The organism is Pantoea sp. M_10, from assembly GCF_008631515.1.
Lineage (GTDB): Bacteria > Pseudomonadota > Gammaproteobacteria > Enterobacterales > Enterobacteriaceae > Pantoea > Pantoea anthophila.
Window position 1 is genome coordinate 32,418 of record NZ_VWUL01000002.1, and the last position, 13,016, is coordinate 45,433.

The 13,016-nt window shown below is 54.2% G+C and carries 12 protein-coding genes; all 12 read right to left on the bottom strand.

Annotation, left to right across the window (positions count from 1 at the left end):
* Nucleotides 1–126: 126 nt before the first annotated feature.
* On the bottom strand, nt 127–1,089 hold the full coding sequence (locus F3I47_RS07025) for a ribokinase (protein ID WP_111208350.1): 963 nt from the start codon (nt 1,087–1,089) through the stop codon (nt 127–129).
* Nucleotides 1,086–1,982 carry an allose kinase gene (gene alsK, locus F3I47_RS07030; protein ID WP_150028973.1) on the bottom strand — a complete coding sequence of 299 codons (897 nt, stop codon included), beginning with the start codon at nt 1,980–1,982 and terminating at the stop codon, nt 1,086–1,088. Before alsK ends, F3I47_RS07025 begins: the two co-directional genes overlap by 4 nt.
* Nucleotides 1,979–2,671: a D-allulose 6-phosphate 3-epimerase gene (gene alsE / locus F3I47_RS07035; protein ID WP_058957966.1), complete on the bottom strand. Its 693-nt coding sequence runs from the start codon at nt 2,669–2,671 to the stop codon at nt 1,979–1,981. Before alsE ends, alsK begins: the two co-directional genes overlap by 4 nt.
* Entirely contained in the window at nt 2,671–3,720 is a 1,050-nt protein-coding gene (locus F3I47_RS07040; RefSeq protein WP_150028991.1) for an ABC transporter permease, read from the bottom strand. The genes alsE and F3I47_RS07040 overlap by 1 nt, the downstream gene beginning before the upstream one ends.
* A gap of 15 nt (nt 3,721–3,735) precedes the next feature.
* Complete coding sequence (locus F3I47_RS07045) at nt 3,736–4,725, bottom strand: ABC transporter permease (RefSeq protein ID WP_150028972.1); 990 nt, start codon at nt 4,723–4,725, stop codon at nt 3,736–3,738.
* Nucleotides 4,718–6,223, bottom strand: coding sequence for a sugar ABC transporter ATP-binding protein (locus F3I47_RS07050; RefSeq protein ID WP_058957968.1), 1,506 nt, complete (start codon nt 6,221–6,223; stop codon nt 4,718–4,720). Before F3I47_RS07050 ends, F3I47_RS07045 begins: the two co-directional genes overlap by 8 nt.
* Before the next feature lies 1 nt (nt 6,224).
* A complete protein-coding gene (locus F3I47_RS07055; RefSeq protein ID WP_009088600.1) occupies nt 6,225–7,208 on the bottom strand; it encodes a substrate-binding domain-containing protein in 984 nt (327 codons plus the stop codon).
* Nucleotides 7,209–7,220: 12 nt separating this feature from the next.
* Entirely contained in the window at nt 7,221–8,051 is an 831-nt protein-coding gene (locus F3I47_RS07060) for a DeoR/GlpR family DNA-binding transcription regulator (protein WP_009088604.1), read from the bottom strand.
* Nucleotides 8,052–8,492: 441 nt separating this feature from the next.
* Entirely contained in the window at nt 8,493–9,749 is a 1,257-nt protein-coding gene (oxlT, locus tag F3I47_RS07065; RefSeq protein WP_150028971.1) for an oxalate/formate MFS antiporter, read from the bottom strand.
* A 304-nt stretch (nt 9,750–10,053) separates the two neighbouring features.
* A complete protein-coding gene (locus F3I47_RS07070; protein WP_150028970.1) occupies nt 10,054–10,533 on the bottom strand; it encodes a hypothetical protein in 480 nt (159 codons plus the stop codon).
* A 138-nt stretch (nt 10,534–10,671) separates the two neighbouring features.
* Nucleotides 10,672–11,139, bottom strand: coding sequence for a DUF943 family protein (locus F3I47_RS07075; protein WP_150028969.1), 468 nt, complete (start codon nt 11,137–11,139; stop codon nt 10,672–10,674).
* Entirely contained in the window at nt 11,136–11,978 is an 843-nt protein-coding gene (locus F3I47_RS07080) for a YPO3983 family protein (protein ID WP_150028968.1), read from the bottom strand. The genes F3I47_RS07075 and F3I47_RS07080 overlap by 4 nt, the downstream gene beginning before the upstream one ends.
* Nucleotides 11,979–13,016: the final 1,038 nt, after the last annotated feature.

Consider the following 13,016-nt stretch of genomic DNA (forward strand, 5'->3'; position numbering starts at 1 on the left):
CTGGATTAACGTCGGTTCAGAGGCTGCCAGGGGGCCTGGCGTGTGGCGCTATTATTTCGTGTCTGGACGGGGGCTGTAAAGGGGGAGAGGCGGCAGATGACACTGCCGCGTGATGAGCTGTCTGCGTCAGGCGGTGATACTCTCAATCGGCTCGACAATACACTCCGGGTGCGCCTGCAGGCGTGCCAGCGCCTCGGCATAGGAGGGCATGGAATCGGCCGCGCCAGCACGCTCGACACAGAGTGAGGCAAATGCCGCAGCAAAGCGCGCCGCCTGCGGCAGGTCATCGCCCGAAGCGAGCCGGGCGGCGAGCGCGCCATTGAATGCGTCTCCCGCACCGGTGGTATCGCGCGGCTGCGCCGGGAAGAGCGGAATGCGCTGCTGCTCCGCAGGCGTTGACAGCAGCGCTCCGGCGATGCCCAGCGTGATGATCACCTGACGCGCCCCTTTGCGATGCAGCACCGCGGCGGCGCGGCGGGCGCTGTCGAAATCGGTGACGGTCACGCCGCTGAGCTGGGTCGCCTCGGTGCTGTTGGGCGTCAGCAGATCGATCTTTGCCAGCAGCGCATCGCTGACTTTCTGCCAGGGGGCCGGATTGAGGATCACAAAGGTGCCGCTGGCTCGGGCGTTATCGATCATGCGCTGGATGGCGCTGAGGTTATTTTCGAGCTGCACCAGCAGAATATCTGCGGCGGCTACCGTCGGCTGACAGCGCGTCACCTCTGCGGCCGTCACGGTGGTATTGGCGCCGGGATAAACCGAAATCATATTTTCCGCATCATCGCCTGCAACATAAATCAGGGCGTTACCGGTGGGCTTCTCCTTACAGGTAAAGAGCGTAATGGCATCAAAGCCGGTTTTCTCCAGATGACGACGCGCAAAGAGGCCGAAATCGTCGTTACCCACTTTCCCGATGTAGTGCACCCGCGCACCTGCGCGCAGCGCCGCTGTGGCCTGATTTGCTCCTTTTCCGCCCGCACCCATCATGCTGTGGTGCGCCGTCAGCGACTCACCCGGTAGCGGAAAGCGGCGCATCACGGCGACCACATCGAGATTAAAAGAGCCGAACACACACACTTTTCCTTTCATCCTGCGCTCCTGAACAGGCGTTCGGCGGCGAGACAGGCACCGCGACAGCCCGTGTAGTCGGTTGAGTGGCTGAAAACAATCTTCAGGTTTTCGCGTGTCACCGGTGGCCGCAGATGCTGCTGGATCTGGCTGCGCAGCAGGGCCAGCGGAAAATCAGCCATCGCCAGCACGCCGCCGCCAAGGATCAGATATTCCGGGTCGAGTATATTCATCTCGGTGGCGATCAGCTGCGCCAGACGTCGCACAAACGCCTGAAGTTCCGGCTGCTCATCATGGCGGGTAAACAGCGCGGCGATCGGCGTGTCGGCGGCGTTCAGAGCGGCCCAGTGACTCAGCCAGTGACCCGAGGTCAGGGTCTCCGCACAGCCGCGATTGCCGCACGGGCAGGGGAGATCGTTTCCGGCGACGGGCACGTGGCCCAGTTCGCCTGCACCACCATGCTCGCCGTGATAAAAGTGGCCATTCAGCCACAGGCTGTTGCCCATCCCGGTGCCGGGATAGAGGCCCACGGCGTTAGCCGGCAGCTGCTCCAGCTGCAGCAGATCCCACAGCATCAGATGGTTCACATCTTTGTCCATCGCGACCGGCACGCCGAGTTGCGCCGCCAGACGTGCCGCCACCGGCTGATGATCCAGCGCCTGAATAAAGGGCAGCGAGATCACCTGTTTTCTGTCGCGGCTGAGGATGCCGGGCAGCCCCAGCATGATGCCACTGACCGGCTGCTGCTCCAGCGTTTCATCAATGAGCTGTGCCAGGGCCTGCAGCGCATCGGGCTGCTGCGCCCAGCTGGTGGTGGGCACCTTGCGAAAGCTGCTCCAGACGCCCCCCTCTTCCATCAGCTGCAGCCGGGTACCGGTGCCGCCGATATCGATACCGAGCCAGCGTGATCTCATGCGGACACCTTCGTCAGCCCCTGGGCCTCATCAATGCTGTCGCGCATCATCTCCCACGCGGTGGCTAAATCGTCATGGATATTAAACAGGCCGGAGGTGCCGACAATCAGCACTTCCGCGCCTGCGCCGATCAGCTGGTGATAGGTGCGGGTGTTGCAGGAGCCGTCGATCTCGATCAGATAGTGAAAGCCGTGCTGCTCCTTCAGCGCTTTCAGCTCACGCACCTTTTCCACCATTTCCGGAATAAAGGGCTGGCCGGCGTAGCCGGGGTCGACCGTCATCACGGTGATCTTATCAAGCAGATGGATATAGTGCTGAAGGTATGACACCGGCGTCGCCGGATTCAGCACCACGCCCACCTTTTTATCGAAGCTGCGGATCAGGTTAATGACGCGAAACGCATCGCGATTGATGGTCTCCGCGTGCGGACAGATATAGTCAGCACCCGCTCTGGCGACCGCCTCGATAAAATCGGTTGGCTCTTCCACCATCAGATGCACGTCGATCGCCACGCGGGTAAAAGGACGGATCTGCTCAATAAAGAAGGGAGAGAGCGTGATGTTCTTAACGTAGTGACCATCCATGATATCCACATGAAGAAAGTCAGCGCGCGAGTCGAGAATCTGCAGCTGGTGCTTGATCTCCATCAGGTTCATACACATCAGTGACGGGGAGATTTGAGTACGCATCATACTTCCTTCTTTTCAGTCAGAGGATTAAGCACCGCGGCCAGCCTGCTGAGCTTTATGGCACGGTGTTCGTTGAATCGGGTTTTGAATTGTTTGAAGGCGAGAACCACAATCAGCACCGCGCCCCACATGGCCAGGCTGACGTGCTGGCTGATGTTCATCAGATTGAAACCGGTGGAGAGCACCTGCAGCGCAATCAGCGCCAGCACCACGCCGGTCACACGGCCGAAGCCACCGTTGGGGTCGGTGCCGCCGAGAATAATGGCCAGCACCGTCAGCAGCAGATAGGCATCGCCGTAGCCCATACGGGCGGAGTTGAAGCGCGCCATCATGATCAGCCCCGCCAGCACGCAGAGCAGGCTGGAGATCACATAGACCAGCATCACCATGTGATGGGTATTGATACCGCTGAACCAGGTGGCGTTGATGTTGCTGCCGCCCATATAGATGCATTTACCGGCGCGGGTTTTACCAAGAAACAGCGCCAGCAGCGCGGCGGCGACCAGGAACACCCAGAGCGGCAGCGGCATGCCCAGCAGCGTGTCAGCCCCCAGCGCCTGCACCACCGGCGGCATGCCGCTGACGGCCGCGCCGCGGGTCAGCCAGATCCCGATGCCGTTCAGCGTCATCATCGTCGCCAGCGTCACCAGAATCGGATGTGCGCCGATCCGCGTCACCATCAGCCCCGTCACGACGCCGATCGCGGCCGCGATCAGCATGGCGCCAAGGATGGCGATAAAGAGCCATAGCAGCTGTAGCGCCATTCCGGCACCGGCGGGCAGGGCGCTCATCAGCGTCCAGGCGATAAACAGCGCCGTGAGGTTAGCGGTCGCGATAATGGCGAGGTTCAGGCCGCCGCTGAGGATGGCGATAAACATCGCCAGCGTCAGTAAACCGAGTTCCGGCAGCTGAAACGCCATACTCATAAAGGTGGAGTCGGTCAGGAAGCGCCCCGGCAGCATCACCGTAAAGGTGGCCAGCGCCAGCGCAATCAGCAGCATCAGGCCGATGTTGGTCCCGTCGGGTCGCAATGCAGTCAGTGATTTCATCATCAGTGCCCTCGGTCACACGAAACTGACGTCAGTTTCTTTGCGTTTTTTGTAGTGGGTCACGGCGATCGCAATCATGATGACGCCGCCTACCACGATATTCATGAAGTAGTTCGAGACGCCGACCAGGTTGAGGCCGTTCTTGAGAATGGCGATCAGGAAGACCCCCATCAGCGTGCCGCTCACCGTGCCTTTGCCTCCCATCAGGCTGGCACCGCCCAGCACGGTGGCGGCCAGCACGTCCAGTTCGCCGCCAACCAGCGCGTTGGGCACCACCTCGCCCATGCGATAGACCTGCACCAGCCCGCCGATGGCCGCCATCGCCCCCAGCCAGCCGTAAGCGAACACGTGAATCAGGCCGACGCGGATACCGATACGGCGGGCCGACTCCGCATCGCCGCCAACGGCATAGAGCTGGCGTCCCAGGTTGGTTTTGTTCAGCAGTAGCGCGGTGATCGCGGCGATCAGCAGCATGGTGACCAGCGGCAGGCCGACCTGGAAACTCTCACCCTGCCAGCTGAACGGCAGCACGTTGCGCAGCGTGATCCACCACTCCGGCAGCGAGTAGAGGCTGCGGCCGCCGGTCACCCACATCAGCAGCCCGAACAGCAGCGACTGCATGCTGATGGTGATGATGATGGAGACCACCCGCAGTGTGGTGATCAGCAGGGCATTGAGCACCCCGAACAGCGTGCCGCACATCACCGCCAGCAGAATGCTGAGCAGCGCATTGTCGAACTGGAACTGTACAAACAGCGAGGCCAGCAGGTACTGCACCACCGAGGCGACGGCCGCAAACGAGATATCGATTCCACCGGTGACCAGCACCACAAACAGGCCCAGCGCAAAGATGCCGGTAACGGCGTAGCTCTCCGCCAGATCCAGCAGATTCTGCATGGTGAGAAACTGGTCGCTGGCGAGCGAGAAAAACAGAATGAACGCCAGCAGCACCCAGGCGAGCCAGCCCTGACTGGAGTGCGGACGGAAACGGGAAAAGTCAGGCATTGATCACCTCCGCCAGCTGCTGCTGTTCGACGCTATCGGGTTGGTATTCGGCATGGATCGTGCCATCGCGGAAGTGCAGGATCCGGTCGCAGTTGTACCAGACCTCCGGCACCTCATCGGAGATCAGGATGATCGACAGGCCCTCTTTCGCCAGCTCATGGATCAGCTGATAGATACTGGCCTTGGCACCCACATCGACGCCGACGGTGGGGGAGTCGAGGATCAGAATGCGCGGCTGGGTCAGCACCCATTTCGCCAGCACAATTTTCTGCTGGTTACCGCCGGAAAGGGTGGAGATAGCGAGATTCGGATCGGCGACGCGCACGCCAAGCTGCTGGATCCACTGCAGAATTAACTTGTTTTTACGGTACTCATCGATCAGGTGAAAGCGGTTCTGCAGCTTGTCGAGGATCGGCAGCACCATGTTGTCCGCCACCGACTGCTGCTGCACCAGGCCCAGCGTCAGCCGATCCTCCGAGACGTAGCCGATGCCCGCTTTGATCGCATCTTCATGGCCGCGAAAGCGCACCGGCTTGCTGTCGAGCCAGATCTTGCCGCTGTCGGGACGGGTCATGCCGAACAGCGACAGCGCCAGCTCGGTACGGCCGGAACCGAGCAGCCCGCACAGTCCGAGCACCTCACCTTCATAGAGTTTAAAATTGACGTCGTGATACTGACCGGCGCGGGTTAACGACTCGATCTCCAGAATGGCGCGATCGCTGTTGCGCGTCGGGGCTTTCAGCTGATAGTCGAGTTTCAGGCCAGTCATCAGCTCTGTCAGATGGTGCGGCGTCATCTCCCGCGCAGGCCAGCAGCCCATTTTGCGCCCGTCGCGGATCACCGTTACGCGGTCGGAGATCTCCAGCACCTCATCCAGCCTGTGGCTGACAAACACCACGCAGATGTTCTTATCTTTCAGGTAGCGCACGGTACGCAGCAGCTGATTGACCTCAGTGCGGGTCAGCGAGGCAGTCGGCTCATCCATGATCACCAGCCGCGCATCGGCGACCAGCGCACGGCAGATCGCCACCTGCTGACGCTGCGCGATAGAGAGCGCCGCGACTTTCTCATCCAGATCGAGATCGAACTTCAGTTCGGTAATGATAGTGCGCGCGCTCTCCCGCAGACGTGCGCGGTGGTGCCAGCGCAGCAGACCGTTGAGGTTATGTTCGAAGGCGATGTTCTCTGCCACGCTGAGGTTGGGGAACAGCGAGAGATCCTGATAAATCACCTGGATACCGAAGTCGCGCGCCTGCCGGGTAGTGAGGCGCGGCAGCGTCGGACCGTCGCCCAGCGTGATGCGGCTGCCGCTGTCCGGGGCGTGCACCCCGGAGATAACTTTGATCAGAGTGCTCTTGCCACAGCCGTTGGTGCCCGCAAGGCAGTGCACTTCGCCTGCCCGCAGAGTCAGGGAGATATCGCTGAGTGCGCGGTTACCACCAAATGTTTTCGACAGATTCCCGAGCGCAATCAATGTCTGTGGAGTGACCTCTTGCATATCAGAGCCCCATTTTTACCAGTTTTGGCAGGTTGGCTTTATCCAGACTTTCGGTGCTGTTACCCAGAATGGTGTGGGTGGCTTCATCCACTTTGACTTTGCCCAGCCCTTCAATCGTCATGCCATCGGTGATCGGCTCCTTCTTCTGCATCATGTCGGCGATGCGGACAAAGACTTCGCCCGCGGTCTCCGGATTCCAGATGTAGCCCCCTTTGATGGCGTTACGCTGCACCAGCGAGGCACCCTGGCCCGGACTGAAAGAGCCAATGACGCAGACCTGGTCGATTTTTTTACGGTTCATCACCGCACGCCCGGCGCCGATAGGCCCCTGTGAACCAAACGCCAGGATCCCTTTCAGATCGGGATATTTTGACATCAGCTCATTGGTGGTACGGATGGAGTCATCCAGCGATTCGCCGACGCCAAACTTGTCGGTGACCAGCTGCATTCTGGGATAGTGTTCTTTCTGGTAAGTGAGCGCGGCGTCGGTCCACTGCTGATGCAGAGGCACCGTCAGGCTGCCGACGTACATGGCATATTTGCCTTCGTCATGCATGCAGCTCGCCAGCGCTTTCATGTGGTTGATGCCGTGAGTGGTCGCATCGACCAGTTCGAAGTCCCAGTTGGCCCCCTGCTGGCCGGGTGACTCATGGGTAATCACCTCGATACCGGCGTCACGGGCCCGTTTCAGCACTGGCTCCAGCACTTTCGGGTCGTTGGGCACCACGCCGATGATATCGACTTTCTGCGCAATCAAATCTTCAATGGCGCGCACCTGAAGCGCCGGGTCCGCGGCGGTCGGACCCACCATCCACGCATCGATACCGCGTTTAGCCGCTTCACTTTTAATGCCCGTCTCCATGGCATTGAACCAGGGAATACCGCCTATTTTGACCACAATACCCATACGTAATTTATCTGCGGCCTGCGCACCGGAGGCGGCAAACAGGGCAAGCAGAGAGCAGGCGATAAGATGTTTTTTCATACAGACTCCGGATTAATTTTTAATTAGCTGCATGGATTGATAACGCTGAGAACAGACGATGACGTTGACACCATTCCATGCCAGTTCCTGTTCAAGCTCTTTATCTTTTAACTGGTCGGTAATAAGAAAATCGACATCACGGTAGTGACAGATTCGGGCAAAAGAGGGGCGCAGAAATTTACTGCCATCCATTAAAAGATGTTTTCTTTCTGCGGCCAGCAGCATCTGTTGTTTCAGGTGCGCATTATTCTCATTGCCTTCGCGTAAATATCCGTCGTTGCCCAGACTGCTACAGGAAAAAAAGATTTTATTAATCTGAAATTCGCGCAGTGGCTGCTCAGCCACCACGCCGTGAAAATCTTCATCGCGATCGGAATATTCCCCACCCAGGCAGATCGTGCGGATACTGCCGCGCGCCGCCAGCGTCTGCACGATGCGCAGCGAATTGGTTAATACCGTTAACTCAATGTCCGGTAGCTGCCGCGCCAGATACCAGCAGGTGGTGCTGCTATCCAGCAGGATGCAGTCGCCGGGGCTGATAAAGTCGAGCGCACGCTTAGCAATGATCATTTTTTCATCAGCGTGCTCATTAATTCGCTGCCGGAAGGATAATTCGTTCTCTTTAGCGATTCTGTTATTTCCCGGCGTGCCGGTGCTTTGTTTTTTTATCAGTACTGCGCCGCCGTGGCTGCGCTGTAATAAACCGCGCTTTTCCAGCTGGCTTAAATCCCGGCGAATGGTTTCCTGTGAAACCTGACACAGCGTGACCAGTTCTGAGACAATTACCCGGCCATTAATATTAATCTCATTAATAATTCTTTGCTGTCTTTCAATCGGCAACATACTTTTCCTCCGATGGAGATAAATTACTGGAAGCGAACATGGGAAAATGTGGACTGGGCAGGAGTCCACGTGGGCAAATAGTGACGCCCTTTATTAAGTGATGAAGTCGAAATAAAACATGCAAAGCCATACAATTAATTGCAGTTGAAAGTGATTCCTCTCACATATTTTCGCGCTGAGGGCCGGTGAAAATAAAATACCGGCTGAACAGACTATACCGCTGTTACGGGAAAGGCATGACTGTTTGTGACCGTTTATGTGGGTTTGACCGTTTAAGCTTACGCTTTAACGTTTTCATGAAGGGAACTGGTCCATCTGACAGCGGGCGGAGGGTGAGAGTCGTACGGCGATTCCGGGCATGGTGAGGGATGGTGCTGCTTTTCTGGCCGGGACTTCGGGTCCCGGCTGTACACTTTCTATTCTGCGTCGCCAGCGCCAGACTTACCGGCGCATAAACCGTGCCCGCCACGGCTTGAGAACCCATAACGCCAGCCCGGCCGTGATGAAGTCGAAGGTAATCGCGCAGCCAAAGACTAGGTGCCAGTTATGGGTGTGCTGATACATCAGCGCCGCCAGCGGGCCGCCAAAGATCGAGCCTATGCCCTGAGAGATATAGAGCCAGCCATAGTTGGCTGAGGCATTTTCACTGCCGAAGGTGTCGGTGAGTGTGGAGGGAAAAAGCGAGAAGATTTCACCCCAGCCAAAGAAGACGACGCCTGAGAGCAGAACGAACAGCAACGGATCTTCACGGCACGCCAGCCACAGCGTCATCGCCACGCCCTCCAGTGCGAAGGCAATAAACATGGTGTTTTCACGCCCATAGCGGTCGGAGATAAAACCAAACAGCGGTCGCGTTAAGCCGTTAGTGAAACGATCGATGGTCAGCGCCAGAGGCAGCGCGGCCATACCGAAAATGACCGCCTTGCTGATGCCAAAGTCTTCGGCAAAAATCGCCATCTGCGACGTCACCATCAAACCCGAGGTCGACATCATCGTCATCATCATAAACATCAGCCAGAACAGCGGCTGACGCAGCATTTCCCCGGATTTAAACTGGCGCTGACTCACTACGGGTGCGGATGATGTGCTGACCGGCGTCATCATGCTGGTGCCGGGCAGCCTTAAATTCTGACTGGCGAGAAGACCTACCGCGGCGAAGAGCAGGCCAAAAACCGTCATTGTCTGTTCAAGACCGTAGCTGTTGAGAGAGATGGAAATGGGGAAGGTGGTAAAAATCGCGCCCATGCCGTAGCCCGCCGCCACAGTTCCGGCGGCAAAACCGCGCTGCTGTGGAAACCATTTCATCACCAGCCCCACGACGCCGATATAAACAATTCCCGTGCCCAGTCCGCCGAGGCAGCCATAAACCAGATAAAGTGCGGCCAGGCTATCGACCCGGGCGGCGATGACCCAACTGAAGCCAGCCATCACCGTACCTATCGAGATCAGCAGACGCGGGCCAAAACGCTCCACCAGTCGACCCTGAAAGGGTGAGAAAAAGGTCTGCAGAATAATCAGCACTGAGAACGTTACCTGCAGTTCCGCCAGCCCGACGCCGAGTCTGGCCATCATCGGTTTGGTCAGCAGCGTCCAGACGTACTGCGGGCTGGAAATGGCTGCCATGCAGATTAAGCCAAGCAGAAGCTGTACCCATTTGCTGTGTTTCGCTATTACCACTGGTTCGCTAATTGAGGTCATGGCTCTCTCCGGAAGTACGTTCTGTTATGCAGCCAGATTTCGCCCGCTCTGTATGCCACTCTTATGGCGTCGCAGATGTCCGGACGGTTAACGGCTGATGCCAAATCTTTAAGATCATCATCCCTGTGGAACGACGTGACTGAAAAAGTTTGCAGGAAGTGTGCCAATCCAAAAACTCTTCAAAATCAGGGGTTAAAAGGGATGGCAAAGTGATAAGTGTGATGCAGTGCAAAATATGAGTGCGCTGAGTTGGTGCGCAGGAAAGGGATGAGCGCGGGTAGGGGAGCTGTAGATCAGGGACTGGTTACCAGCTGCCGTCAGCCCTGGCTGGCGCAGGGGTTGCGGTGATAGCAATGTATTTTCTTAATCCCATTGGACGGCTTACACCAGGAGGATCGGTTAAGGGTAATCTCAGGGAGGGAGTTGGCAACACGTGCACCGTCCATGTCGTATCTCCAATAAAGCTAAAGCTCACAGAATTTTCATTCACATTCAAATTCGCGAAGGTGCCAGTAACATAATGACCACCGAGAGAAAGGCGTTCAATAATTCCAGAATCAGTATCTATATAAAATATATGAAGGCTTTCTTCGTAAAGGATATCGTCAGTGGTAAAGAGTAAAAACCGTTTATCGGACACTCTGACAGCAGCTTCGAGTTCTTTTCCGAAAACAATAATGCCCGTATTTTTATCTTCCAGAAATATTTCACATTGCGTTTCACCAAGCCTTTGGGCTTCCTTCACGACAAAGAGCGAAATGTTGTCAATTAGCTTCATATTCATTTCTAAAACCTGCCCGTTTCTCATGTTGCCACTTTCTAGCTTGAGAGAAAGCCTTTGAGTGTTTTAATGATTTTAAGGATGGCTGATACAGGGGGGGAGGATAGGTGCGTTCATTACTATCCCCATGCGCGAGAGAGTCTATTCGTCTTCAAGTTTTAATATTTTCCCATCTGCTGTAAGGCGATATTCGCTATCGCTTCCTGTAAATATGGTGCCTCTATTCTTGCTATAACTAATTGAAAATACTCTCTCCTTTTCAATACAGTTTACGGGTGGTTTCATATCATCAAAGCAAAGTCTGTCATATTTACCTAACTCTTTATAACCATCCCCGAATAACCAAATAGTCAGGTAAAAATGACCGTTTCTATCAGGTTTTGGAATGCCGTATTTATCATTTAACATTTCCTTGTTTTTTAACCACCAGTTGATTTTTCCTTTATCAGTTGGCGGGAAGCTATTGACCAGAACATCACTAAAACCACTACTTCTTTGATGAACGGCTATGATATCCACGGGGCGCTGAGACAACCACAGCCAGTAGCTAAGTAGCACGCAGCCAGCCAGAAAAAACAGAGCGATAATTATCTTTTCTTTTAGTCTCATTTGCGCATTCCAGTAATTTCCAGAGTTGTTTCCACATTGGTCATGAATGGTTTGAAGCCAAACTGATTGTATCGCTGTAGCACGAACCAGATACAAAAGAAATGAAACTGATTGAATTTTGTATTCAGAATGTCATCACTATCCAGACCAAAGTGATCCTGAACCTTGTAATGTACCACTGCCCGGAAACGATCATTATTAATATGCAGTGATTTTATAGTGATATGCGTTGCCCAGGTATCATGAACGGTGATACCCATGCCGTTAAAATTATCCTGGAATCTGTCGAATTTAGGCAATTTACCACCTGATATGGCTTCATACAGTTTTGCCTTTTCAATCGATGGATAGATGCTATTTTGCCAGTCAATATTATCTTCAAGCGCTTTCTGCAATAATAGACGTGTACTGTTTCCCAGCGAGTTATCATTGATTATATGTTCTTTTAGAGCCTGGTTCAGCGACATATCTTGGAAGGGCGTACCATTGCCGTTCTGCATGTGCGTGATCATCTTTTTGATCAGATGACTATAGGGCCCGTAAAAAGAAAATTTTCGGGATAATGAGCGGAACTCATCAAACAATAGAGCAGCACACTGCTGGCGGGTAATCTTTTCACCCTGGCCGCGCACATTGCAGCAAAACATGGATTGTGGACGATCCATTGAGGAACGCCGGGTAAGCGTCCAGGGATCAACCCGGTCAGAAATGTAATCCAGCCGGTACTGAGACTTTAGCTGTGCTTCGGTCAGATCGCCGCAGCGCATGTCTTTAGCGCCGTAATCGTCCATCCACTTTTGGGTTTTGAATATGGTGCAGGGACAATGTAATGCAGCCATGATTTTACATTCCTTGTGTAATCATCCGTGGTGCTCTTGGCAGGAAATAATACGCTGTTAAAGGTCAGAGTGTAAACACCATATAGCCTCTGCCCTTCATTTTTACAGATGCACTTTCGATGATATGAGCTGATTGATTCTGTATAACACGATAATTAGTAAAATCAGTAAATGATGAGCTTTTAATAAGATGAAGGCTGAAAATGTACGACATATGGGTAGAGATGTAATGATGGCGAAATGAGCGTCGCAGGAAGAAAACCACGTTAACTGGCCGCTGGTATGCGCCACCTTCCACGGTACTCTGCCGGGTCAAGCTGCTTTGCACTCGTGCTTTAGCAATGATGACGGAAAGGTAATTAACGCCTGAATGACAAGGCTGCATATTGCTGATGCTGAACTTTAGGACCTCTTTACCTGATATGATCTATCCTTGTTTCTTTATATATAGCAATGTTAGTTACGTCTTCATAAGCCAGAAGAGATAACTGCATGAAGAAGAAATTTTCTGACGAATAGATAATTAGTATTTTCCACGATACCGAGGTGGAGTCTTGGTTTAGGAACGCCAACTTAACACTATCAGATACCTTATTTTTAGCCTTTTAAAAATCCTAAAGCTGAATGAGGTGGCTAAAAGGTTATGATTTGAATAGTTCTCTTCATAATTCATGGGAAAATAAAGGAAAAAAAGCCCAGAGGGCTTGTTCTGTACGGGCTTCCCGGACGCTGGGCTGGCGGAATCTGATTTTGAATTTTAAATTATTGGAAATTGGAGGTTATTTGTTAGTTCAGCTTTTTAGGTATACCAATGCGTATACCAATGGTTTTTTCCATGTAAAACATGCAACTTCCAGCTCTATAAGCATAATAATAAAAAAATGATTTTATGAAAAATCCTTCACACTCTACACCTTTGGATATTATCCTTTAAAAACAAAACGATAATGGGTGATGAAAGGGTGAAGCATTCCATTAATCATGCACCAGTGGTAAAGGGCGGCCCTTGTTGACGTAATTCCACCCCGGACAGCTTGC